This is a genomic window from Streptacidiphilus sp. EB129 (genome assembly GCF_041262645.1).
In the GTDB taxonomy this organism is placed as follows: domain Bacteria; phylum Actinomycetota; class Actinomycetes; order Streptomycetales; family Streptomycetaceae; genus Streptacidiphilus.
Genome location: NZ_JBGCCS010000002.1, coordinates 26,928 through 49,182, shown reverse-complemented (window position 1 = coordinate 49,182; position 22,255 = coordinate 26,928). Strand labels below are relative to the sequence as shown.

Annotated in this window: 22 protein-coding genes and 1 tRNA gene; 12 read left to right on the top strand and 11 right to left on the bottom strand. The window is 72.9% G+C overall.

Going from position 1 to position 22,255, the window contains the following annotated elements:
* Positions 1-19: 19 nt before the first annotated feature.
* The 4 genes from ABH925_RS02475 to ABH925_RS02460 are packed head-to-tail and all read left to right on the top strand — an operon-like array spanning position 20 to position 4,230.
* Entirely contained in the window at positions 20-751 is a 732-nt protein-coding gene (locus tag ABH925_RS02475) for a polysaccharide deacetylase family protein (RefSeq protein WP_370145400.1), read from the top strand.
* A complete protein-coding gene (locus ABH925_RS02470; RefSeq protein WP_370145030.1) occupies positions 748-2,181 on the top strand; it encodes a glycosyltransferase in 1,434 nt (477 codons plus the stop codon). Before ABH925_RS02475 ends, ABH925_RS02470 begins: the two co-directional genes overlap by 4 nt.
* Positions 2,168-2,965, top strand: coding sequence for a Wzz/FepE/Etk N-terminal domain-containing protein (locus ABH925_RS02465; RefSeq protein ID WP_370145028.1), 798 nt, complete (start codon positions 2,168-2,170; stop codon positions 2,963-2,965). Before ABH925_RS02470 ends, ABH925_RS02465 begins: the two co-directional genes overlap by 14 nt.
* The gene (locus ABH925_RS02460) at positions 2,962-4,230 is read left to right on the top strand and encodes a GNAT family N-acetyltransferase (RefSeq protein ID WP_370145026.1); all 1,269 of its coding nucleotides are present in this window, start codon (positions 2,962-2,964) and stop codon (positions 4,228-4,230) included. The genes ABH925_RS02465 and ABH925_RS02460 overlap by 4 nt, the downstream gene beginning before the upstream one ends.
* 20 nt (positions 4,231-4,250) lie before the next feature.
* Here the strand turns inward: ABH925_RS02460 and ABH925_RS02455 are convergent, their stop codons facing one another.
* Positions 4,251-4,628 (bottom strand): hypothetical protein, encoded by a 378-nt coding sequence (locus ABH925_RS02455; RefSeq protein ID WP_370145024.1) that lies wholly within the window; start codon positions 4,626-4,628, stop codon positions 4,251-4,253.
* A 44-nt stretch (positions 4,629-4,672) separates the two neighbouring features.
* Here ABH925_RS02455 and ABH925_RS02450 point away from each other — a divergent pair, with 44 nt between their 5' ends.
* The 5 genes from ABH925_RS02450 to ABH925_RS02430 all read left to right on the top strand — a co-directional run bounded on the left by ABH925_RS02450 (position 4,673) and on the right by ABH925_RS02430 (position 9,219).
* Positions 4,673-5,005, top strand: a complete 333-nt coding sequence (locus tag ABH925_RS02450; RefSeq protein WP_370145022.1) for a YnfA family protein — start codon at positions 4,673-4,675, stop codon at positions 5,003-5,005.
* Between the two features lie 99 nt (positions 5,006-5,104).
* The gene (locus ABH925_RS02445) at positions 5,105-5,866 is read left to right on the top strand and encodes a hypothetical protein (RefSeq protein ID WP_370145020.1); all 762 of its coding nucleotides are present in this window, start codon (positions 5,105-5,107) and stop codon (positions 5,864-5,866) included.
* A gap of 74 nt (positions 5,867-5,940) precedes the next feature.
* Positions 5,941-7,539 carry an ABC-F family ATP-binding cassette domain-containing protein gene (locus ABH925_RS02440; RefSeq protein ID WP_370145018.1) on the top strand — a complete coding sequence of 533 codons (1,599 nt, stop codon included), beginning with the start codon at positions 5,941-5,943 and terminating at the stop codon, positions 7,537-7,539.
* A 333-nt stretch (positions 7,540-7,872) separates the two neighbouring features.
* Entirely contained in the window at positions 7,873-8,106 is a 234-nt protein-coding gene (locus tag ABH925_RS02435) for a helix-turn-helix domain-containing protein (RefSeq protein ID WP_370145016.1), read from the top strand.
* Positions 8,107-8,481: 375 nt separating this feature from the next.
* Positions 8,482-9,219, top strand: a complete 738-nt coding sequence (locus tag ABH925_RS02430; protein ID WP_370145399.1) for an enoyl-CoA hydratase/isomerase family protein — start codon at positions 8,482-8,484, stop codon at positions 9,217-9,219.
* A 208-nt stretch (positions 9,220-9,427) separates the two neighbouring features.
* Here the strand turns inward: ABH925_RS02430 and ABH925_RS02425 are convergent, their stop codons facing one another.
* From ABH925_RS02425 to ABH925_RS02410, 4 genes are all read right to left on the bottom strand, one after another.
* Positions 9,428-10,189: an SDR family oxidoreductase gene (locus ABH925_RS02425; protein WP_370145014.1), complete on the bottom strand. Its 762-nt coding sequence runs from the start codon at positions 10,187-10,189 to the stop codon at positions 9,428-9,430.
* Between the two features lie 4 nt (positions 10,190-10,193).
* Positions 10,194-12,002 carry a glycoside hydrolase family 15 protein gene (locus ABH925_RS02420; RefSeq protein ID WP_370145012.1) on the bottom strand — a complete coding sequence of 603 codons (1,809 nt, stop codon included), beginning with the start codon at positions 12,000-12,002 and terminating at the stop codon, positions 10,194-10,196.
* Positions 12,003-12,031: 29 nt separating this feature from the next.
* Complete coding sequence (locus ABH925_RS02415; protein WP_370145011.1) at positions 12,032-12,994, bottom strand: SURF1 family protein; 963 nt, start codon at positions 12,992-12,994, stop codon at positions 12,032-12,034.
* A gap of 123 nt (positions 12,995-13,117) precedes the next feature.
* Complete coding sequence (locus ABH925_RS02410) at positions 13,118-14,095, bottom strand: DEDDh family exonuclease (protein ID WP_370145398.1); 978 nt, start codon at positions 14,093-14,095, stop codon at positions 13,118-13,120.
* Between the two features lie 129 nt (positions 14,096-14,224).
* Between ABH925_RS02410 and ABH925_RS02405 the strand changes: the two genes are divergently transcribed.
* A complete protein-coding gene (locus ABH925_RS02405; RefSeq protein ID WP_370145009.1) occupies positions 14,225-15,268 on the top strand; it encodes a zinc-dependent alcohol dehydrogenase family protein in 1,044 nt (347 codons plus the stop codon).
* A 103-nt stretch (positions 15,269-15,371) separates the two neighbouring features.
* On the opposite strand, the gene ABH925_RS02400 is transcribed toward ABH925_RS02405, so the two are convergent.
* Positions 15,372-16,550 (bottom strand): acyl-CoA dehydrogenase family protein, encoded by a 1,179-nt coding sequence (locus ABH925_RS02400; RefSeq protein ID WP_370145007.1) that lies wholly within the window; start codon positions 16,548-16,550, stop codon positions 15,372-15,374.
* Positions 16,551-16,698: 148 nt separating this feature from the next.
* Positions 16,699-16,872 carry a hypothetical protein gene (locus tag ABH925_RS02395; RefSeq protein WP_370145005.1) on the bottom strand — a complete coding sequence of 58 codons (174 nt, stop codon included), beginning with the start codon at positions 16,870-16,872 and terminating at the stop codon, positions 16,699-16,701.
* A gap of 202 nt (positions 16,873-17,074) precedes the next feature.
* Here ABH925_RS02395 and moaA point away from each other — a divergent pair, with 202 nt between their 5' ends.
* On the top strand, positions 17,075-18,082 hold the full coding sequence (gene moaA / locus ABH925_RS02390; RefSeq protein ID WP_370145003.1) for a GTP 3',8-cyclase MoaA: 1,008 nt from the start codon (positions 17,075-17,077) through the stop codon (positions 18,080-18,082).
* A 56-nt stretch (positions 18,083-18,138) separates the two neighbouring features.
* On the opposite strand, the gene ABH925_RS02385 is transcribed toward moaA, so the two are convergent.
* From ABH925_RS02385 to ABH925_RS02370, 4 genes are all read right to left on the bottom strand, one after another.
* Positions 18,139-18,366: a hypothetical protein gene (locus ABH925_RS02385; RefSeq protein ID WP_370145001.1), complete on the bottom strand. Its 228-nt coding sequence runs from the start codon at positions 18,364-18,366 to the stop codon at positions 18,139-18,141.
* 259 nt (positions 18,367-18,625) lie between these two features.
* Positions 18,626-18,970 carry a DUF3099 domain-containing protein gene (locus ABH925_RS02380; protein WP_370144999.1) on the bottom strand — a complete coding sequence of 115 codons (345 nt, stop codon included), beginning with the start codon at positions 18,968-18,970 and terminating at the stop codon, positions 18,626-18,628.
* Positions 18,971-19,138: 168 nt separating this feature from the next.
* Complete coding sequence (locus ABH925_RS02375; protein ID WP_370144997.1) at positions 19,139-20,524, bottom strand: metallopeptidase TldD-related protein; 1,386 nt, start codon at positions 20,522-20,524, stop codon at positions 19,139-19,141.
* On the bottom strand, positions 20,524-22,056 hold the full coding sequence (locus tag ABH925_RS02370) for a TldD/PmbA family protein (RefSeq protein ID WP_370144995.1): 1,533 nt from the start codon (positions 22,054-22,056) through the stop codon (positions 20,524-20,526). Before ABH925_RS02370 ends, ABH925_RS02375 begins: the two co-directional genes overlap by 1 nt.
* A 121-nt stretch (positions 22,057-22,177) precedes the next feature.
* Here ABH925_RS02370 and ABH925_RS02365 point away from each other — a divergent pair.
* Positions 22,178-22,251, top strand: a tRNA-Met gene (locus ABH925_RS02365).
* Positions 22,252-22,255 lie beyond the last annotated feature (4 nt).

Below are 22,255 nucleotides of genomic sequence, written 5' to 3'. Positions count from 1 at the left end.
CACCGCGCCCTGGACCCTGATGTACCACTCGGTGGACGTCTACCAGGACGATCCCTACCAGGTGACGGTCACGCCCGAGCGGTTCGCGTCGCAGCTGGAGTGGCTGCGCCGCAGCGGCCTGCGCGGGGTCGCCGTCGGTGAGCTGCTGCGCGCCCACGCGGCGGGCCGCAGCGCCGGACTCGTCGGCCTCAGCTTCGACGACGGCTACGCCGACCTGCCGCGCGAGGTGGTCCCGCTGCTGGAGCGGTACGGCTTCTCGGCCACCGCCTTCGTGGTGGCCGACCGGCTCGGCGGCCACAACGTCTGGGACAGCGAGGGGCCGCGCAAGGCGCTGCTGACCCGCGATCAGCTCTGCCGGCTGGACCCGGACCTGATCGAGATCGGGTCGCACGGTCTGCTGCACCGCCCGCTGGTCGGGCTCGCCCCCGACGACCTGGCGGCGGAGACCGGGCGCAGCCGGGAGTTGCTGGAGGAACTGGTCGGCACCCCGGTCGACGGCTTCTGCTACCCCTACGGCGCGGTGGACCGGGAGGCGGTCGCCGCCGTGCGTTCCGGCGGCTACCAGTACGCGGTTGCCATCGACCACGGGCCGCTGACCGGCCGCTTCGCGCTCCCGCGCAGCTTCGTCGGTGAGCGCGACACCGACTGGCGGCTGCGGGCCAAGCGGGCCCGGCACCGGCTGCGCGGACTGGCGATCCGCCTGCGTGGCGCCGGCACGACCGCGTCCACCAGCGACAGGAGCCCGACATGAAGGTCTGCCACATCATCACCGGACTGGCGGCCGGCGGCGCGGAACAGCAACTGCGGCTGCTGCTGCGGAACCTGCCCCCGCAGCACCACTGCGAGGTGGTGACGCTGGAGAATCCCGGCGCGGTCGCCGCAGGCCTGCGCGCGGACGGGGTACGGGTGATGGACCTCGGCATGCGCGGCAACCGCGACTTGTCCGCACTGCCCCGGCTGGCCGGGCTGATCCGGCACGGCCGCTACGACGTGGTGCACTGCCACCTCTACCGCGGTTGCGTCTACGGCAGAATCGCCGCCCGGCTCGCCGGGGTGCGCGCGGTGGTCGCCACCGAGCACTCGCTGCTGGCGAACACCATCGAGGGGCGCCGGATCACCCCCGGCGTCCGGGCCCTCTACCTGGCCACCGAGCGGCTGGGCCGCAGCACCGTCGCGGTCTCCGAGGCGGTCGCCGGGCGGCTGCGGGCCTGGGGTGTACCGGAGAGCCGGATCCGCACCATCCCCAACGGGGTCGACGCCGCCCGCTACGCCCAGCCCGCTCTGACCAGGGCCGCCACCCGGCAGACCGTCCGGGCCCAACTCGGGCTGCCGCAGGACGCGTTCGTGATCGGCGGCCTCGGCCGCCTGGTGCCCGGCAAGCGCTTCGAGGTCCTGGTCGGCGCGCTGGCGCGGATGGAGCGCGTACCGGGGGTGGGGCGGGTGCCCTGGCTGCTACTGGTCGGCGACGGCTGCTCGCGCGAGGCACTGGAGCTGCAGGCCGGGCAGGAGGGGGTGAGCGACCGGGTGGTCTTCGCGGGAGAGCGTGACGACGTGCCGGACCTGTTCACCGCCATGGACGTGCTGGCGGCGCCGTCGACCGTGGAGACTTTCGGGCTGGCGCTGCTGGAGGCACTGGCCGCCGGGCTGCCGGTGCGGTGGTCCTCCGGCCCGGCGCTGGCCGAGCTGCCGCCCGAGGCGGCCCCCGGTGCCCGCTGGACCAACGCCGATCCGGCCGACTACGCCGCCGAGTTCGTCGCGCTGCGCGGCTCCCGGCTGGTCCCGCTGGCGCAGCCGGAGGCGGTCCGGCACTACGACATCGCCCGGCTCGCCCTGGAGGTCTCGGCCCTGTACGAGGCCGTAGCCGCCCCCCGTCCCCCCGTCACCAAGCCCGCCCCACACCGCCCAGCCCCGAGCCCCGCCGTCCCGAGCAGCGCTGCAACCCGCACCGCAGCCGCGAGCCCCGCCGTCCCGAGCAGCGCTGCCGCGAGCGGTGCAGCGACCCGCACCGCAGCCGCGAGCCCCGCCGTCCCGAGCGTCGCCGTCCCGAGCGGCGCCGTCCCGAGCGGCGCAGCCACGAGCGGCGCAGCCCCGAGCGCCGGCGCGTCGAGCAGCTCGGTCCCGATGTCCCCGTCCCCGACGTCCGCGTCCGTTCCCGAGGAATCCCGCCATGTCCGACAGTAGCCGCAGTTCCGTCCGCTCCCTGCTCCGCCGCTGCTGGCCGCTGGCCGCGGCGGTCCCGCTCGGCGCCCTCTGCGGCGGCGCCTACGCGCTGGTCGCGCCGGTGCAGTACCAGGCCAACGCCTACGTCATGGTCGTGCCGGAGGCGACCTCGGACGGTGGCAGCGCGATCAACTTCGCCCAGGCGTACGGACGCGTCATCGCCCAGCCGGAGATCCTGCTGGGCGCCGCCCAGGCCACCGGCGTCCCGCTGGCCACACTGACCCCACTGGTCCAGGCGGTCACCTCGCCGGACGCCCCGATGGTGCAGATCACCGGCACCGCCGGCACCGCCGCCGGATCCGCGCAGGAGGCGAACGCGGTGGCGCGGTCGCTGGTCGCCTTCGGCAACGCGGCCAGCCGGCAGACCCGGGTCACGCTGATCACCTTCGCCTCGGCCGCGGAGCCTCCCACGGCCAGTTCGCCGTCCCGCAGCCTGGACCTCGCGGTCGGTGCCGCGGCCGGACTGCTGGTCGGCGGACTGGGAATGATGGCCGCTCAGGCCCGCTCCGCGGACGGGTCCGGCGCCCCGGTCCCGGCGCCCCGGATCGAGGAACCGCAGACCCCGCCCACCGCCCAGGCCCAGCAGACCGTCACCGCCGAGCCGGCCCGGCAGTCCGCGCAGGCCCGGCAGCCCGAAAAGGCCCAGCAGTCCGAAAAGAACCCGCGGAACGGGAAGCACGCCGGGGCCAGGACCGGCGAGGCGGTCGCCGCCAAGCAGCCGGACGCCGTCGAGGCGCAGGGGTGAGCACCACCCCCGCCGCCCCCGCGCACGCCGCCCCCGCCTCCCCCGTGCAGGCCACCCCCGCCGCTCCCACGCATGCCGCTCCCGCGCTGGCCACCCCCGCCGCGCCCGTGCAGGCCCCCGCGCAGCGGGACTGCGGGGCGGCCTGGAGCACCGAGCTGCTGCGCGACCCGGCCGCCCTGGACGCCCTCGCCGGTGAGTGGGACGCACTGGTCGACCGCTGCGCCCCGGCCACCCCGTTCCAGTGCCACGCCTGGCTGTCCTCCTGGTGGCGGTCCTACGGCCGCTCCGGCAGGCTGCGGGTGCTGACGGTCCGTCGCGGCGACCGGCTGGTCGCGGCGGCCCCGTTGCAGCTGCGGCGCCGGATGCCGCCGCTGCTCACCCCGATCGGGGCGGGCCTCACCGACTTCCACGACGTCCTGCTGGACGACGAGTACGCCGACGAGGCCGCCGCCGCCCTGGCGGCCGCCCTGGCCGGCCGGCTGCGGCTGGACCGGCCCTGGGCCGCGCTGGACCTGCGCGAGCTGCGTCCCGACGCCGCCGCGCTGCGCCTGGCCGGGCACTGGACCGGCCGGACCGGACGGCTGCCCGACTCGCTGTGCCAGCACCTGCCCGGCGTCCCGGTGGAGCAACTGCTGTCCCGGCTGCCGGGCCGCACCGCCCAGCGCAGCCGGGTGAAGCTGCGCAAGCTGGAGGCGGCCGGGATCGAGGTGCGCGAGGTGCCGGAGCCGGAGGTGCCGCAGGCCGTCGGCGCCCTGCTCGGCCTGCACGAGCTGCAGTGGCGCGGACGGGGCGTCACCCCCGAACACCTGAGCCCGCGTTTCCGCGCGCACCTGACCCGGGCCGCCGAGCGGATGGTCGCCGCCGACCGCGCCACCGTCCGCGAGTACCGGCTGCAGGGCGAGCTGATCGCCTGCGACCTGAGCCTGCAGAGCCCCGGGCTCGCCGCGATCTACGTGTACGGGGTGCATCCGGACGCCCGCGACCGGGTCGACGTCGCCGGGATGCTGTTCCGGGAGAGCCTGGCCCAGGCCGCCGCCACCGGACGTCCCGAGGTCAGCCTGCTGCGCGGGGACGAGCCGTACAAGCAGCGGTGGCGCCCCGAGCAGGTGCCCAACACCCGGCTGCTGCTGGGTGGCGCCCCCGCCGTCGCGTTGCTCCGCACCCGGCTGCGGCTGCGGGCGGCGGTCCTCGGCGCGTTGCGCACCCGGGCGCCCTGGCTGGCCGCCGTCCGCAACCGGCTGCGCACCCTGCGCGCGGGCGGCTGACGCTTACCCTCCCGGGTGGGTCAGTGCCGGGAGAGCGCCGCGCGGTAGACGCTGCTGGCCCGGGGATTGGCTTCGCACTGCCAGACGCCGTGCGGGCAGTAGTCGGTGATCGTCTGGTAGAGGGTGTCGTGGGTGCCGATCCAGGTCAGCATCCCCGCCACGTACGCCGGATCGTCGCCCGCCCCGTACATCCCCCACTCCGGGCAGGAGACCGGCTTGTGGTGCGCGGCGGCGAACCGCACCCGGGCCGGCAGCCCGTACGGCTCGTGGACGTAGTCGGCGCGCGCCGTGGTGTCGTCGTGGGCCAGGTCGTAGCTGTCCAGGCCGACCACGATCCGGCGCCAGTAGCCGCACCCACGGTAGGAAGCCGTCCCGCTCCAGGGTGAGCGGACACACACGGCCGGGTGGGGGATTCCGGGCGGAACCGTCCTATCGTGCAGGCGTGACAGTGATCCGTTCGACGCTCCTGTTCGTGCTGGCGGCGGTCGCCGAGATCGGCGGCTGCTGGCTGGTGTGGCAGGCGATCAGGGAACACCGGGGCTGGTACTTCGCCGCCGCCGGGGTGCTGGCGCTGGGCGCCTACGGCTGCGTGGCCGCGTTCCAGCCGGACGCCCACTTCGGCCGGGTCCTCGCCGCGTACGGCGGTGTCTTCGTGGCCGGCTCGCTGGGCTGGGGCGTCCTGGTCGACGGGTTCCGTCCCACCGGCTGGGACCTGACCGGCGCGGCGGTGTGCCTCGTCGGCGCGGCAGTGATCATCTTCCAGCCCCGTGGCTGACCGCCCCCACACCCCCGCCACCTGCGCTTTCCCGCGCGGACCAGCGCGGGCCGGGATAATTCCCGGCCCCCGGGGGCGACAGCGCCTATGGTGAGGCACATGCGTTCCGCGGTCGTCGCCCTGCTCGTAATCCTCGCCGCCGTCGGCGTCGGTGCCGCCGCGCGGGACCACCGTCCGGCGCCGTTCGGCGACGCCGTGGTCACCCGCGGGTCGGCTCCGGCGTCTCCTGTGGCGTACCTCCGGCGCGGTTCGGAGGGCTCGGTCGAGCTCTACGACCCGCGCAGCGCCCTGGTCTCCTGGTCCTACCGGCGCCCCGGCGCAGCGCCGCTGCGGCTCTTCGCGCTGGCCGGCACCACGGTCGTGGTCTGGGACGACGGCATGCTCACCGGCCTGGGCCCGGCGCTGGGCGGCGCCGCCCCCACGGTCCGCTGGCACCGCTTCGTCCCCGGCCTCGCCGACTGGGGCAAGGAGGACGACGGCGGCGGCCCGCTGCTGGCGCCGCTCGACGGGGGCACGGTCTTCCTGGTGCCCACCCCGCACCTGATGCTGACCTTCACCACCGCCGACGGAACCATCCGCGCCGACACCCTCCCGCCGGCCGGCTGCGCCTACGATCCGTCCCGGGCGGTGCAGCTCGGCGACAGCGTGGTGCTGCCCCGGCCCTGTGAGACACAGAGCACACTCGACGCCTTCGGTCCCAACGGCCGCCGCTGGCAGGCCCCCACCAGCCCACTTGCCCGTCCCACCGCGCTCCCGGACGGCTCGCTGGGTCTGTGGGACGTCCCCGCACTCCACCCGTACCGGATCGATCTGGACACCGGCCGCCGCCCGGCCGCCGAGAGGCCCGGTTCGCTCCCGTAGACTGAAGAGTCTTGAGCAGGGCCCGGCACCGACGGCCCGCGCCAGCGCAACGCCGTCCCGGGAGACCCTTCGCCATGATCGCCGCCAACGCCATCGAACTGCGCGCCGGCGCCCGCATCCTCATCGAGTCGGCGTCCTTCCGGGTCGCCGCCGGCGACCGAATCGGCCTTGTCGGGCGCAACGGCGCAGGCAAGACCACCCTCACCAAGGTCCTCGCGGGCGAGGGCACGCCCGCCGCCGGCACCGTCACCACCAGCGGCCAGGTCGGCTACCTCCCGCAGGACCCCCGGACCGGAGACCTGGACGTGCTGGCCCGGGACCGGATCCTTTCCGCACGTGAGCTGGACTCGGTGCTGCGCAAGATGCGGGCCGCCGAGGAACGGATGGCCAACGGCAAGGGCGCCACCCGTGACGACGCGATGAAGAAGTACTCGCGTCTGGAGACCCAGTTCCTGACCAAGGGCGGCTACGCGGCCGAGGCCGAGGCGGCCACCATCGCCGCCAGCCTGGGCCTGCCGGACCGGATCCTGGCGCAGCCGCTGCACACCCTCTCCGGTGGTCAGCGCCGCCGGGTCGAGCTGGCCCGGATCCTTTTCTCGGATTCCGACACGCTGCTCCTCGACGAGCCCACCAACCACCTCGACGCCGACTCGATCATCTGGCTGCGCGACTACCTGAAGACGTACCGGGGCGGATTCATCGTGATCTCCCACGACATCAACCTGGTCGAGACGGTCGTCAACAAGGTGTTCTACCTGGATGCCAACCGCACCACCATCGACGTCTACAACATGGGCTGGAAGCTCTACCAGCAGCAGCGCGAGGCGGACGAGAAGCGCCGCAAGCGCGAGCGCGCCAATGCCGAGAAGAAGGCCTCGCAGCTGAACTCGCAGGCCGACAAGATGCGTGCCAAGGCCACCAAGACCGTGGCCGCGCAGAACATGGCCCGCCGCGCCGAGAAGCTGCTCTCCGGCCTGGAGGCGGTCCGGCAGAGCGACCGGGTCGCCAAGCTGCGCTTCCCGGACCCGGCCCCCTGCGGCAAGACCCCGCTGACCGCCGAGGGGCTGTCCAAGTCCTACGGGTCGCTGGAGATCTTCACCGACGTCGACCTGGCCATCGACAAGGGCTCCAAGGTGGTCGTGCTGGGCCTGAACGGCGCCGGCAAGACCACCCTGCTGCGGATGCTGGCCGGGGTCGAGGACCCGGACACCGGCTCGGTCGTGCCCGGCCACGGGCTGAAGGTCGGCTACTACGCCCAGGAGCACGAGACCCTGGACAACGACCGCACCATCCTGGAGAACATGCGCTCGGCGGCGCCGGACATGGACCTGGTCGAGGTCCGCAAGATCCTGGGCTCCTTCCTGTTCTCCGGTGACGACGTGGACAAGCCGGCCGGGGTGCTCTCCGGTGGCGAGAAGACCCGGCTGGCCTTGGCCACCCTGGTGGTGTCCAGCGCCAACGTGCTGCTGCTCGACGAGCCCACCAACAACCTCGACCCGGCCAGCCGGGAAGAGATCCTCGGCGCGCTGCGTTCCTTCAGCGGGGCTGTGGTGCTGGTGACCCACGACGAGGGCGCGGTGCAGGCGCTGGAGCCGGAGCGGATCATCCTGCTGCCGGACGGCGTCGAGGACCTGTGGAACGAGGGCTACGCCGATCTGGTGTCGCTGGCCTGACCCGCGCCGCCTGCCGCTGGAGTAGGCGGCGGATCATGCATCTGGACCAGAAGAGTTCATATCGCCGCCGGGTTCCCCGTTCGAGTGAACCGGCCTGCTTTTCCTGCTTTGCAGAATCCTGTGCATTGCCCATTTACCGCTGCTGATCAGCATTTTCGTTCCTTCATCGGGCTTGGGTCGGGGGCGTGCACAGGCCGCTTCGCGCTCGCGGCACGCGCGGGAACCCCGCCACGTTCCGGGTTTTCGCTTATGGACCTTGCGGAATGGGTGGCCAGAAGTGTCCCCATGGGTGATCATGGGATTCCGACGGAGCACTGCTACAAGGAGGCACGGGTGGCCGAGACTCTGAAAAAGGGCAGCCGGGTAACCGGGCCCGCACGGGAGAAGCTCGCAACCGAGCTGAAGAAGAAGTACGACTCCGGTGCGAGCATCCGCGCGCTGGCGGAGGAGACGGGCCGGTCCTACGGATTCGTCCACCGCATGCTCAGCGAGTCCGGAGTTTCCCTCCGCGGTCGCGGCGGCGCAACACGCGGCAAGGCCAAGGCCACTGCCGCGGCCAGTTCCTGAGTTCCCCGAACAACCCTGCTCACATTCCGTACCAACTCAGCAGGACAGCGCGACTGCGCTCAGCATTTGGTCATACCGCACCTGGTCACACCGCACTCAGTCGCACAGCAGTCGATCACTCAGCACTCGATCACTCAGCACGACTCGATCGCTCGGCATGGATTGAGCGTGTCCAGGACGCTTCGGCGGCTGGCGGAGCACCGGTCCCTCCCGGTCTCCCTCCCGGTCGCCGATCGTCACGTCAGGGACGTTACTCTGCAGTAGCTTAAGTCCTGCTCGCTGCCGGAGGTCTCTGTGTCCCCATCCGCACCCACCACGCACACCGGCCTCGGGGTCGACCCCGCCGACTGGGAGCAGGTCGGCGTCCGTCTCGACATCGCCGACGCCACCGCCACCGTGACGCTGTGCAGGCCCGAGCGGCGGAACGCCCAGTCGCCGGCGCTCTGGCGGGCGCTGGCCGCGGTCGGCCGTGCGCTGCCCGGCGACATCCGGGTGGTGCTGCTGCGCGCCGAGGGCGTCTCCTTCTCCGCCGGGCTGGACCGCGCCGCGTTCACCCCCGAGGGCATCCCCGGGGAGCGCCCGCTGATCGAGCTCGCCCGGGCGGCGGACGGCGACGCGGTGATCGCGGGCTACCAGGAGGCCTTCACCTGGTGGCGCCGCCCCGACCTGGTCAGCATCGCCGTTGTCCAGGGCCATGCCGTGGGCGCCGGATTCCAGCTCGCCCTCGGCTGTGACCTGCGGGTCTGTGCCGAGGATGTCCAGTTCGCGATGCGGGAGACCTCGCTCGGCCTGGTCCCCGACCTGGCCGGCACCAAGCCGCTGGTGGACCTGGTCGGCCCGGCCCGGGCGCTGGAGATCTGCGGCACCGGCCGCTGGGTCGGAGCGGAGGAGGCGGTCCGCATCGGCCTGGCCAACCTGGCCGTCCCGGCGGGCGACCTGGACGCCGCCGCCGCCGACCTGGCCGCCGCGCTGCTGGCGGCACCGCGCAACGCCCTGGTGGAGACCAAGGCCCTGCTGCAGGGCGCGGTCGACCGCGGCTACGACGATCAGCGGGCCGCCGAGCGCGCCGCGCAGCTGCGCCGCCTCGCCGACCTGTCCGGCCTCGGCGACTAGCCGCTCCGCGGAAGCGCTGCGACCCGCCACCGGGATCAGCCACCAGTCACCGGCGACCTGCGCAACCGGCTGGTGGCTGCTCCTCGTGGCCGCTCAGGGTGGGCCGCCACCCTCCCCTGACGCTGACGCTGACGCTGACGCTGACGCTGACGCTGACGCTGACGCTGACACCGGTGCCGGCTCGCGCCGGCGAGGTTGCGGCGGGGCGTCAGATGCCGTGCAGCGCGCCGCCGTCCACCGGGACCATCACCCCGGTGAGGTAGGACGCCGCCGGGGAGAGCAGGAAGGCGGCGACCTTGCCGAACTCCTCCGGGCGGCCGTAGCGGCGCAGCGGGATCTGGGCGCAGGCCTCCGCCCTGGCGGCGTCCGGGTCCTCGGCGAGGTTGTCCAGGTGCTGGACCCGCTCGGTGTCCACCCGGGCCGGCATCAGCCCGAACACCCGGATGCCGCGCGGGCCCAGCTCGTTGGCCAGGGTCTTCGCGGCCATGGCCAGGCCGGGCCGGAGTCCGTTGGAGATGGCCAGGCCGCCGATGGGCTCGCGGACCGAGCCGGACAGCACGAACCCGATCGCGCCCCCGTCGCCCAGTGCCGCGGCGAAGGTCCTGGCGATCCGGATCGCGCCCAGGAACACCGAGCCGAAGGCCTCCTGCCACTGCGCGTCGGTGGCCTGCAGGATGCCGCCGGCCGCCGGGCCGCCGACGCTGACCAGCACGCCGTCGATCCGGCCGAAGGCCTCCCGGGCGGCGGCGAGCAGCCGCTCGCCGGTGTCCTCGGCCGCGTTGTCGGCGACCACTCCCGTGGCCCGCCCGGCGCCGCCGAGCCGCTTCACCGCCTGGTCCACCGACTCCTGGGTGCGTCCGCTGACCACGACCCGCGCTCCGTCGGCGACCAGTTCGGCCGCGGTGGCGAAGCCCAGCCCTCGAGTGGCGGCGGTGACGACGACGACGCGGCCGTCCAGTCCGAGATCCATCGGGTCAGGACTCCTCTGGTGTTGCGTGTGGTTCCGGGACGGCGTCCAGCAGGAACGCGGTGTTGACCAGGGCGACGTGGGTGAACGCCTGCGGGGTGTTGCCCAACTGCCGCTTCGCCCGCGGGTCCCACTCCTCGGAGATCAGGCCCAGGTCGTTGCTGATCCTGGCGACCCGCTCGAAGAGTACCCGGGCCTCGTCCCGTCGGCCGATCGCGATCAGCGCGTCGGCGAGCCAGAACGAGCAGGCCAGGAACGCGCCCTCCTCGCCCTCCAGGCCGTCGACCTCGGCGTCCCCGGTCGTACCGGTCGAGTAGCGGCGGACGAAGCCGCCGTGGTCCAGCGCTTCCTGGACCGCCTCGACGGTGCCGATGACGCGCGGGTCGTCGGGCGGCAGGAACCCGGTCTTGACGATGAACAGGGTCGCCGCGTCCATCGTCTTGCCGCCGTAGTACTGGGTGAAGGAGCCCAGCTCGGTGTCGAAGCCCTGCGCGCAGACGTCGATGTGGATCGCGTCGCGCAGCTCGCGCCAGCGATCGACCGGCGCGGGCATCCGGGTGGCCTCGGCCATCTTCACCGCGCGGTCGAAGGCCACCCAGCACATCACCTTGGAGTGGACGAAGTGCCGGCGTCCGCCGCGCACCTCCCACAGACCCTCATCCGGTTTGTCCCAGTTATCCGCGAGGAAGGTCATCAGGGTCCGCATCAGGCCCCAGACGTGACGCTCCATCGGGATCCCGGCCTGCATGGCCATGTAGAGGGTCTGGATCACCTCGCCGTAGACGTCCAGCTGCAGCTGGTCCACGGCGGCGTTGCCGAAGCGGACCGGGGTGGAGCCCTCGTAGCCGGGGAGCCAGTCGGCGATGATCTCCGGGAGCCGGCGCTCACCGGCCACCCCGTACATGGTCTGCAGGTCGGCCGGGTCGCCGGCGATGGCGCGCAGCAGCCAGGCGCGCCAGGCCGCGGCCTCCTCGTGGTAGCCGCCGGCGAGCAGCGCCGACAGCGTCATGGTGGAGTCGCGCAGCCAGCAGAAGCGGTAGTCCCAGTTGCGCTCGCCGCCGATCTGCTCGGGCAGCGCGGCGGTGGCGGCCGCGACGATACCGCCGGTCGGCTCGTAGGTGAGCGCCTTCAGGGTGATCAGCGACCGGATCACCGCGGCCCGGTACGGACCGTCGTAGGCACAGGTGCGGACCCACTCCTGCCAGCCCTCCAGGGTCTCCCGCAGGGACTTCTCCGGATCCTGCCGGGGCGGGGTGCCGCGGTGCGAGGGCAGCCAGCTCAGCACTATGGGAACCCGGTCACCGGCGTTGACGGTGAACTCCGTGATGGTGGCGAAGTCCTTGCCGTAGCTGTGGACGAAGGGGTGGCCGCGCAGCCAGACCGAGTCGGGCCCCGCCACCGCGACCCGGTGGTGGTCGGTGCGCCGCATCCACGGCACCACCCGCCCGTAGTCGAAGCGCAGCCGCAGTTCCCCACGCATCGCGACGGTGCCGGACACACCCTCGACGATCCGGATCAGGTCGGGGGTGCGGTCCCGCTGCGGCATGAAGTCGATCACCTTGACCGTACCGGTCGGCGTCTCCCACACCGTCTCCAGCACCAGGCTGTCGCCCGCGTACGAGCGGCTGGTGCACTCGACGGCACCGACCGGGGCCAGCTTCCAGTGCCCCTGGTCGTCGCCGCCGAGCAGGGCGGCGAAGCAGGTGGGGGAGTCGAAGCGGGGCAGGCAGAGCCAGTCGACGGACCCGTCCTTCCCGACCAGAGCTGCGGTCTGCAGGTCCCCGATGAGGGCGTAGTCCTCGATGCGTCCGGGCATGAAGTGATCCTTTCCCTGGACGCCCGACGCTACTCCCCGGGGACACCCGCAGGGGCGGCAACGGCCGTTGTCGGCGCGTCCTTTGTCAGGTCGGGAGTCAGGTCGGCAGCCAGGCCGGGAGCGAGATCAGCAGTCAGGTCGGGCGTGAGGTCCGGCGTGGGCTCCGGTGTCGGGTCCGGCGCGTCGGCGGCCTTCGCGGCGAGGGCGTCCTGCCGCCGGCGGTCGCGGATGTCACGGCGCAGCAGCACCACCCATCCGATCGGCACCAGTGCGGCGAACAGCCACCACTGCAACGCGTACGGCAGGTGCACGCCTTTGCCGACCACGGCCATGCTGTCGCTGGACTGGTTCGGTCCCGGCACCAGCTCGGCCGAGTCCGCGGCCGGTGCCGCGGGCGAGGTCGACACCAGCTCCAGGTAGCCGGCCAGTACCGGCTGCGGGATCCGCGCCGCCTGCTCGGCGCTGTCGATCAGCATGAACTGGCGGTCCGGTAGTCCCTTGACGTCACGGATCCCGGTCGCCGCCGACGTCTCGTCAGGCCGCAGCCGTCCCTCGACGCTCACCGTCCCGGAGGGGGCGCCCGGCACGGTCGGGTACTCGGCGCCGCTGTTGTTGCCGGGCTGCACCCAGCCCCGGTTCACCAGCACGACCTTGCCGTCGGCCAGGTCCAGCGGGGTGATCACGTAGAAGCCGATGTTGTCCCCGGCCGCGTCGGTACGGTGCCGGACCACGAACTCGTGTGCGGTGTCGTAGTGGCCGGTCGCGGTGACACCGCGGTAGGTCAGATCAGAGGGGACGTTTCCGCCCGGCTGGGACAGCGACTCCATCGGCACCGGCTTCGCGGCCTGGTTCGCCGAGATCTGCTGGTTGCCGACCTTGGTCTGCTGGTAGCGGTGGAACTGCCAGACGCCCAGCCAGTACATGACCGGGATCAGCACGAAGAACACCAGAGTCAGGATCACCCAGCGCCGGGTCAGCAGGATGCGGAACACCCCATGACGGTACCTCCGCCCCAGATGCCCGCTCGCAGGCGGGGTGCCCCCAGCCCGGCTCAGCCCCGGCTCGCCCCCGCCCCGCCCCGGCTCGCCCCCCCGGTCCGCTCGCGCTCCGGACCGTCAGTCCTGGGCCACGACGCGCTGCAGCAGCTGCAGGAACGCCGCCTCGTCCAGCACCGGTGTGCCGACCTCCCGGGCCCGCCGGGCCTTGGTGGTCCAGCCGTTCGGCTCATTGGTGACCAGCAGGCTGGTCCGGCTGCTGACCGAGGTCGCCACATGCAGGCCGGCCTCCGCCACCCGGTCCTCCAGCACCTCGCGGTCGGTCGCGGTGTCCCCGCTGATCGCCACCCGCATCCCCTGCACCAGCGGCTGCTCCGGGATCCAGCGTCCGGGGTTGGGGTACGGGCAGGCGGGTCTGCGCCGCGCCGGACGGTAGGAGCCCCAGCTCCCCGCGCCGCGCACGGCGTTCCCGCGCCCGGCCGGCGAGGCGTCGCCGTCCGCCGCGGCGTCCTCGCCCAGGTCGGCCAGCGGTACGCAGGTGTGCAACGGCAGCCGCAGCCCGGCCTGCACCGCCAGCCGCAGGCTCGGCTGGAACACCTCGGCCAGCACCCGGGCGTCGTCCAGCGCGTGGTGTGCCTGTCGGGGCACCACGCCGAAGTGGCCGGCCAGGGTGCCCAGCCGGTGGTTGGCCAGCGGCAGCCGCAGATCCCGCGCCAGCACGATGGTGCACAACCGCTGCTCCACCGGCGCCCGACCACCCATCCGGGCGAACTCACGGGAAATCATCGACCAGTCGAAGAGCGCGTTGTGGGCGACCAGCACCCGGCCCGACAGCCACTCGGCGAGGGTGTCGGCGATCTCCGGGAAAGTGGGCGCGCCCTCCAGGTGTTCGCTGGTCAGTCCGTGGATCCAGACCGGCCCGGGATCGCGCTCGGGGTTGACCGGCGTGTACCAGTGGTCCAACACCTCGCCCTGGGGGTCCAGTCGGTAGACGCCGACCGAGACGATCCGGTCGGTGCGGCCCAGACCGGTCGTCTCGACGTCGACCACGGCCCAGCCGCCCTCGGGATAGGGGTAGCCGGCCAGTTGCTCGTCCATCGTCACCAACCGGGTCGCGTCCATGGTCGTCCACAATACGGGCCGCCTCTGACAGCCCGAGCACAACCGCTCCCGCGTGCGAATATCGAGGGGAACGAGCACCACCGCACTCCCCAGAGATGAGCACCAATGCGCGCCACCGTCATCCACGGCCCCCAGGACATCCGGGTCGAGGAGGTCCCCGACCCCGTCATAGCCCGCCCCACCGACGCCGTGGTCCGGACCGTGCTCGCCTGTATCTGCGGCAGTGACCTGTGGGCCTACCGCGGCGTCGCCGCGCGTGAGGCCGGGCAGCGGATCGGACACGAGTTCCTGGGAGTGGTCGAGGCCGTCGGTGCGGACGTCCGCGACTTCCGGCCCGGCGACCTGGTCGTCGCCCCGTTCGTCTGGTCGGACGGGGTCTGCGAGTTCTGCGTCGAGGGCCTGCAGACCTCCTGCCCGCACGGTGGCTTCTGGGGCACCCCCGGCTCGGACGGCGGCCAGGGCGAGGCGGTCCGGGTCCCCTTCGCCGACGGCACCCTGGTGCGGCTCCCGCCGGAGGCCGCCTCGGACCAGCGCCTGCTCACCGCGCTGCTGGCGCTCTCCGACGTGATGGCGACCGGTCACCACGCCGCACTCGCGGCCGGTGTCCGTGAGGGCGCGACGGTCGCCGTGGTCGGCGACGGCGCGGTCGGCCTGTGCGGGGTGCTGGCCGCGCACCGGCTCGGCGCGGAGCGGATCATCGCGCTGGGCCGCCACGAGGACCGCACCGCGATCGCCCGTGCCTTCGGCGCGACGGACGTGGTCGCGGCCCGCGGCGAGGAGGCCGTCGCGGCCGTCCGCGAGCTGACCGGCGGTGTCGGCGCGCACGCCGTGCTGGAGGCGGTGGGCACCGAGGAGTCGATGCGCACCGCCATCTCCATCGCCCGCGACGGCGGCGCGGTCGGCTACGTCGGGGTGCCGCACGGCGGCAGCGCGGGCGTGGACATCAAGCAGATGTTCGACCGCAACATCGCGGTGCGCGGCGGCGTGGCCCCGGCCCGGGCCTACATCCCCGAGCTGCTCGCCGACGTGCTCTCGGGCCGGATCGACCCGTCCCCGGTCTTCGACACCACGGTCGACCTGGACGGCGTCCCCGACGGCTACCGGGCGATGGACGAGCGCACGGCCCTGAAGGTCAAGATCGCCTTCTGATCCGGGGTCACCTTCCGGCCCGGGGTCACCTTCCGAGCCCAGAGCACCTTCCTGGCCCGCGTGCCGGACGGCGCGCCCGTGCGGGCGCGCCGTTCCGGTCGGGTCAGCGGAAGGCGTTCTCGCCGGTCAGGGCCTGGCCGATGACCAGCTGGTGCATCTCCACGGTGCCCTCGTAGGTCAGCACGCTCTCCAGGTTCGCGGCGTGCCGCATCACCGGGTACTCGAAGCTGATGCCGTTGGCGCCCAGGATGGTCCGCGCCGTCCTGGCGATCTCGATCGCCTCCCGGACGTTGTTGAGCTTGCCGTAGCTGACCTGCTCCGGGCGCAGCGTCCCGGCGTCCATCCGGCGGCCCAGGTGCAGTGCCAGCAGCAGGCCCTTGTTCAGCTCCAGCGACATGTCGGCCAGCTTGGCCTGGGTCAGCTGGAAGCCGGCGATCGGCCGGCCGAACTGCTCGCGGCTGATGCTGTACTCGCGGGCCGCCTCCAGGCAGCTGCGGGCCGCCCCCATCGCGCCCCAGACGATCCCGTAGCGGGCCTGGTTGAGGCAGCTCAGCGGGCCCTTGAGCCCGCGCACCTCGGGGAAGGCCGCCTCGGCCGGCAGCCGGACGTCGTCCATCACCAGCTCGCTGGTGACCGAGGCGCGCAGCGAGGCCTTGTGCTTGATCTCCGGGGCGGAGAAACCGGGGGTGTCGGTGGGGACCGCGAACCCGCGGATGCCGTCGTCGGTCTGCGCCCAGACCACCGCGACACCGGCCACCGAGCCGTTGGTGATCCACATCTTGCGGCCGTTCAGCACCCAGTCCCCGCCCTCGCGCTTGGCGTGGGTGCGCATCGAGGCCGGGTCGGAGCCGTGGTCGGGCTCGGTCAGGCCGAAGCAGCCGATGATCTCGCCGGCCGCCATCCCCGGCAGCCAGCGCTGCTTCTGCTCCTCGGAGCCCCAGCGGTGGATCGCGTACATGGCCAGCGAGCCCTGGACCGAGACCAGGGAGCGCAGCCCGGAGTCGGCGGCCTCCAGCTCCACGCAGGCCAGCCCGTACTGCACGGCCGTGGCGCCGGCGCAGCCGTACCCCTCCAGGTGCATGCCCAGCGCGCCGATCGACCCCAGCTCCCGGGCCAGCTCACGGATGCCGGGCAGTTCGCCGCTCTCGAACCAGTCGGCGACGTACGGCATCACCCGGTCGTTGCACCAGGCCCGGACGGTGTCGCGAACGGCCAGATCCTCGGCGTCGAACAGCTCGTCGAAGCCGAGCGGGTCGCGGGGGTCGAGCGCGGGCTTGCTCATCGCACACACCTTCTCTTGGGAGATCGCCGTCTTGGGAAGCCGGGCCGGTCAGGCCGGAGTGTCATCGTTCCAAGCCGACGGCCTCCCGGACACTGGACGTGCCGGTGAGATCGGCCACCTGGACAGGACACCCGGGACCTGACCACGACTACGGTGGATCCCGCAGCGCCTCGATGCTCAGCACCGGCAGCGGTACGGCCGGGCCGGGGCGCAGGGCGGGCCGGGTCCGCGCGGCCGCCGTCGGCGGCACCACCGGCGGGATCGGGGCCGCGAGCCGGACGGATCCGAACGGTCGCCGACCGGGAACGGGACGCCTCGACACGGCCAGCCTCCACTCGCCCGCAGGGGTGCGGTGGCGGGGAGCGCAGGCACCCTCGCCGCCATGGACAACGACCGCGCCCGGCGCAGGTGTCGGCCCGGGATGCACGGCCTCCGCGGTGCGCCCGACGGCCCGCGGGGGCGCTGGCGCGGGAGGTGTCGGCGGCGCCGACTAGGCTGGTGTCACACATGGGGAGGTGTACGCCGTGCTGATCGACACATTCGGACGCCGCGCAGTCGATCTGCGGGTTTCGCTCACCGACCGCTGCAACCTGCGCTGTACGTACTGCATGCCCGCCGAGGGCCTCGACTGGCTGCCCAAGCCGAACCTGCTGACCGACGAGGAGATCATCCGCCTGGTCCGGATCGCGGTGACCGACCTGGGCGTGACCGAGGTGCGCTTCACCGGCGGTGAGCCGCTGCTGCGCCCGGGCCTGGTCGGCATCGTCGCGGCCTGCGCCGAACTGAGCCCGCGCCCCGAGCTCTCGCTGACCACCAACGGCCTCGGCCTGTCCCGCACCGCGTCGGCGCTGCGGGAGGCCGGGCTGGACCGGGTCAACGTCTCGCTGGACACCCTCGATCCGGCCAGCTTCCACACCCTCACCCGCAGGGACCGGCTCGCCGACGTGATCGCCGGACTGGCCGCGGCGGAGACCGCCGGGCTGCGGCCGGTGAAGATCAACACGGTGCTGATGCGCGGCGTCAACGACCACGAGGCCGCGGACCTGCTCGGCTGGTGCCTGGAGCGCGGCTACGAGCTGCGCTTCATCGAGCAGATGCCGCTGGACGCACAGCACGGCTGGGACCGCTCCACCATGGTCACCGCGGAGGAGATACTCGCCCGGCTCGGCGAGCGCTTCGCGCTGACCCCCGAGCCCGACGAGCGGCGCGGCGCGGCACCGGCCGAGCGCTGGCTGGTCGACGGCTGGACCATGGCCGACGGCGGCCCCGCCCGGGTGGGCGTGATCGCCAGCGTGACCCGCCCGTTCTGCCGCGCCTGCGACCGCACCCGGCTCACCGCCGACGGCCAGATCCGCAACTGCCTGTTCGCCAGGGAGGAGACCGACCTGCGCGGAGCGCTTCGCGACGGCGCGGACGACGCGGTGATAGCCGCGCTGTGGCGCGCCGCGATGTGGGGCAAGAAGGCCGGCGCCGGCATCGACAACCCCGACTTCCTCCAGCCCGACCGGCCGATGTCCGCCATCGGCGGCTGAAGCACAGTCGTCATCGGCGGCTGAGGGCACGGTCGCCGACGGGCGGGTCCGCGCGGTCAGTTTCGTTCGGAACCCGGGGGCTGCTCCCACTCGGCGAGCGCGACCACGTCCTTGAGAAAGCCCCGCAGGTCCAGGAAGTCCGACAGCGACTCCCTGTGGTCGGCGCAGGCCAGCCAGGTCTTGCGGCGCTGGGGGCTGTGCAGCTTGGGGTTGTTCCAGGCCAGGACCCAGACCGCGACCTGGCGGCAGCCCTTCGCGGAACAGTGCGGGGTTTCGGTGCTCATGCCCGCAGTATCCCTGTTCCGGCAGCCTCCCCGTTCCTGCGGCGTCGCTGCTCCGGCGGCATGGCGATGCCGGGCAGCCACGGGGGGAGCTGCCCGGCATCGGTCCGTCGCTCCGACGGGGGATGCGGAGCGCGTAGGCAGTATTGCATGTGCACGGCCGTCAGGAACGGGGGAACCGTGGGAATCTTCTTCAGACTCTCTTAAGGTTCCGATAATTCTGTGATTCCTGTGAACTCCTGGGACTACGCCCGCACGTTGGTCACCCCTGCGGCGTTGTCGGCGCGGGTGCCGGGACCCCCTGGACACCCGTTTCCAGCATCGGCCGGGGCTGGTGCCCGATGAAGGTCTCCGGCATGGTCGGCGGGCTCTCGCGCCCGGCGTTGGCGATCACCACGGCCACGTACGGGATGAACATTCCGCCGACCAGAGCGATGATCGCCAGGATCCGGGACTCCTTCCAGAGCACCACGGCCAGGATCACGCACAGGGTCCGCACCGCCATGGAGATCATGTAGCGGCGCTGCCTGCGGCGCACGTCCTCGGTGAGGCTGGACCGCGCGCCGGTGATCCGGACGACTCCGGCAGTACCCTTCGACTTCCCCATGCCGTCACCGTACGCCGCCGTCGCGCGGCCATCGCCACTGGGGCACCGGGTTTCCGCGCGTTTCGCCCGCTGCCGGAGACCACCCGCCCCAGTGGCCGCATCCAGGCCCACGGGACCGCCCGCGTGCTCGCCCACGGGAGCGCACGCGGTCCCGTGGGCGAGCACGTGTCAGGACGCCTGGCTGACCGAGCTCATGTTGAAGTCGGGGATCCGCACCGCCGGCATCGCCGCCCGGGTGAAGTAGTCGCTCCACTCGCGCGGCAGGCACCGCTCGGTACGCCCGGCCTCGGTGATCCGCCCCAGCAGGTCCACCGGGGACTCGTTGAAGCGGAAGTTGTTCACCGCCCCGGTCACCTCGCCGTTCTCGACCAGGTAGACACCGTCCCTGGTCAGCCCGGTCAGCAGCAGCGTCGCCGGGTCGACCTCGCGGATGTACCAGAGGCAGGTCAGCAGCAGTCCGCGCTCGGTACGGGCCACCATGTCGGCCATCGACGCCGCGCCGCCGCCCTCCATGACCAGGTTGTCGCCGGCCGGCCGCACCGGAAGTCCGGTCAGCCCGGCCGAGTGACGGGTGGTGACCAGGTTGGCCAGCTCACCCTCCCTGATCCAGTCGGTCGGCTGGATCGGCAGGCCGTTGTCGAAGGCCGAGGAGTCGCCGCCGGAGGAGTGGGCGATCACGAACGGCGCCGACTCAAGACCGGACCGGGCCGGGTCGGTGCGCAGGGTCAGCGGCAGTTGGGCCAGCCGGTCCCCGATCCTGGTGCCGCCGCCGGGCTTGGAGAAGACCGTACGGCCCTCCGCCGCGTCCCGGCCGCCGGCCGACCAGCACATGTAGATCATCAGGTCCGCCAGCGCCGACGGCGGCAGCAGCGTCTCGTAGCGCCCGGCCGGCAGGTCGATCCGTCGCTCGGCCCAGCCGAGCCGCTCCGCCAGCTGCTCCTCCAGCGCGATCGGGTCCACGTCCTGGAAGTCGCGGGTCGCCGCACCGGTCCAGGCCGAGGAGGCCAGGTCGGCGGTCTTGGAGTTCAGCTCGACCGACCCGGTCGGCTGGTCGTGGCGCAGCCGCAGACCGGTCGAGCTGCCCAGGTAGGTCGAGGTGAGCGAGTGGTTGGCGAAGCCGTAGAGCAGCCGCCCGCTCTTCTGCGCGCGGGCGAAGGCCTCGCCCAGTGCCGGGGCGAACGCCGCGAAGACGTCGATGGAGGTCTCGGCCGGCTCCGCACCGAAGTCCGCGGCGGCCGGGCCGGTGGGGGTGAGCAGCGGCTGCGCGTCCTCGGCGGGACCGGCCTCCCGGGCCGCCGCCTCGGCGGCCCGCACCAGCGACTCCAGCTGGTCCGCGGTCACCGCCTCGCGGGACACCACGCCGGAGGCGGTGCCCTCGGCGCCGTCCACGGTCGCGATCACCGTGAGCGTCCGGCCCCGGGTCACCCCGTTGGTGGTCAGCGCGTTGCCCGCCCAGCGCAGGTTGGCGGTGGACTCCTCGTCGGCGATCACCACGCAGCCGTCCGTCTGGGACAGCTCCAGCGCGCGCTCGACGAGCTCGGAAGAAGTGGACATCAGCGACCGGCCTCCTGCTGGGTGTTGAGCACGTTCACGTTGCGGAACAGCGCCGAGGGGCAGCCGTGCGAGACGGCGGCGACCTGCGCCGGCTGTGCCTTGCCGCAGTTGAAGGCCCCGCCGAGCTGGTAGGTCTGCGGGCCGCCGACGGCCTCCATCGAGCCCCAGAAGTCGGTGGTGGTGGCCTGGTACGCGACGTCCTTGAGCTGCCCGGCGAGCCGCCCGTTCCTGATCCGGAAGAACCGCTGCCCGGTGAACTGGAAGTTGTAGCGCTGCATGTCGATGGACCAGGACCGGTCGCCGAGGATGTAGACGCCGTCCTCGACACCGGCGATCAGGCCGGCGGTGTCCGGGCCGTCGGCGGCCGGCTGCAGCGAGACGTTGGCCATCCGCTGCACCGGGACGTGCGCGGGGGAGTCGGCGTGGGCGCAGCCGTTGGAACCGCCCAGGCCCTTGAGCTTCGCCATCCGGCGGTCCAGCTGGTAGCCGACCAGGGTGCCGTCCTTGATCAGGTCCCAGGACCTGGTCCGCACGCCCTCGTCGTCGTAGCCGATGGTGGACAGGCCGTGCTCGGCGGTCCGGTCCCCGACCACGTGCATCACGTCGGAGCCGTAGCGCAGGCTGCCGAGCTTGTCGAAGGTCGCGAAGGAGGTCCCGGCGTAGGCGGCCTCGTAGCCCAGGGCGCGGTCCAGCTCGGTGGCGTGGCCGATCGACTCGTGGATGGTCAGCCACAGGTTGGTGGGGTCGATCACCAGGTCGTAGCGGCCCGCGGTGACGCTGGGGGCCCTCATCTTCTCGGCCAGCAGCACCGGCAGCTCGGCCAGCTCGGCGTCCCAGTCCCAGCCGGTGCCGCGCAGGTACTCCCAGCCGCGGCCGACCGGCGGCGCCAGGGTCCGCATGGAGTCGAAGGCGCCGGTCCGCTCGTCCACGGACACCGCCTCCAGCTCCGGGTTGACCCGGATCCGCTGCTGGGTGGTGACCGTCCCCGCGGTGTCGGCGTAGAACTTGTTCTCCTGCACGGTGAGCAGCGACGCGGTCACATGGGACACCCCGTCGGCGCCCAGCAGCCGGCTGCTCCAGTCCGCGAACAGCGCGGTCTTCTCCGCGTCCGGCACCTCGAACGGGTTGACCTCGTAGGAGGACACCCAGGTGGCGTCCGGGTAGACCGGCTCGTCGGCCAGCTCCACCCGGTCCTCGGTGCCGGAGGCGGCGCTGATCCCCGCCGACAGCCTGGCCACGGCCACGGCCTGCCCGGCGACCCGGGCGGCCGCCTCGGGGGTCAGGTCGACCCCGGCGGCGAAGCCCCAGGCGCCGTCGTGGACGACCCGCACGGCGAAGCCGAGCTGCAGCGTGTCCGAGGTCCCGGCCGGCCGCGCGTCGCGCAGCAGCCAGGAGGCGCTGCGGACGCGTTCCAGCCGGAAGTCGGCGTGGCTCACGCCCAGGGCCTTCGCCCGCGAGAGGGCGGCGTCGGCCAGGCCGCGCAGCGGCAGCGCCAGGAACGTGGGATCGAGGGACGACGATGTGTCCGGCATCAATCTCCTCCAGAGTTGTGGAGGCGCCGCTCGTAGGGGCGCCGTTGGGCATCCTTTCGCATGCCGGACGGATCGCATTCGCTTTTTCGCGCCGCGCCGGGGTACGGTGAGGACACAACGACGCGGGGTGGAGCAGCTCGGTAGCTCGCTGGGCTCATAACCCAGAGGTCGCAGGTTCAAATCCTGTCCCCGCTACTCC

Coding starts and splice junctions, on each gene's coding strand:
- ABH925_RS02475 (WP_370145400.1), top strand. CDS start 20: ATGTACCACTCGGTGGACGTCTACCAGGACGATCCCTACCAGGTGACG.
- ABH925_RS02470 (WP_370145030.1), top strand. CDS start 748: ATGAAGGTCTGCCACATCATCACCGGACTGGCGGCCGGCGGCGCGGAA.
- ABH925_RS02465 (WP_370145028.1), top strand. CDS start 2,168: ATGTCCGACAGTAGCCGCAGTTCCGTCCGCTCCCTGCTCCGCCGCTGC.
- ABH925_RS02445 (WP_370145020.1), top strand. CDS start 5,105: ATGCGTTCCGCGGTCGTCGCCCTGCTCGTAATCCTCGCCGCCGTCGGC.
- ABH925_RS02440 (WP_370145018.1), top strand. CDS start 5,941: ATGATCGCCGCCAACGCCATCGAACTGCGCGCCGGCGCCCGCATCCTC.
- ABH925_RS02425 (WP_370145014.1), bottom strand. CDS start 10,189: ATGGATCTCGGACTGGACGGCCGCGTCGTCGTCGTCACCGCCGCCACT.
- ABH925_RS02420 (WP_370145012.1), bottom strand. CDS start 12,002: ATGCCCGGACGCATCGAGGACTACGCCCTCATCGGGGACCTGCAGACC.
- ABH925_RS02410 (WP_370145398.1), bottom strand. CDS start 14,095: ATGGACGAGCAACTGGCCGGCTACCCCTATCCCGAGGGCGGCTGGGCC.
- ABH925_RS02405 (WP_370145009.1), top strand. CDS start 14,225: ATGCGCGCCACCGTCATCCACGGCCCCCAGGACATCCGGGTCGAGGAG.
- ABH925_RS02400 (WP_370145007.1), bottom strand. CDS start 16,550: ATGAGCAAGCCCGCGCTCGACCCCCGCGACCCGCTCGGCTTCGACGAG.
- ABH925_RS02385 (WP_370145001.1), bottom strand. CDS start 18,366: ATGAGCACCGAAACCCCGCACTGTTCCGCGAAGGGCTGCCGCCAGGTC.
- ABH925_RS02380 (WP_370144999.1), bottom strand. CDS start 18,970: ATGGGGAAGTCGAAGGGTACTGCCGGAGTCGTCCGGATCACCGGCGCG.
- ABH925_RS02375 (WP_370144997.1), bottom strand. CDS start 20,524: ATGTCCACTTCTTCCGAGCTCGTCGAGCGCGCGCTGGAGCTGTCCCAG.
- ABH925_RS02370 (WP_370144995.1), bottom strand. CDS start 22,056: ATGCCGGACACATCGTCGTCCCTCGATCCCACGTTCCTGGCGCTGCCG.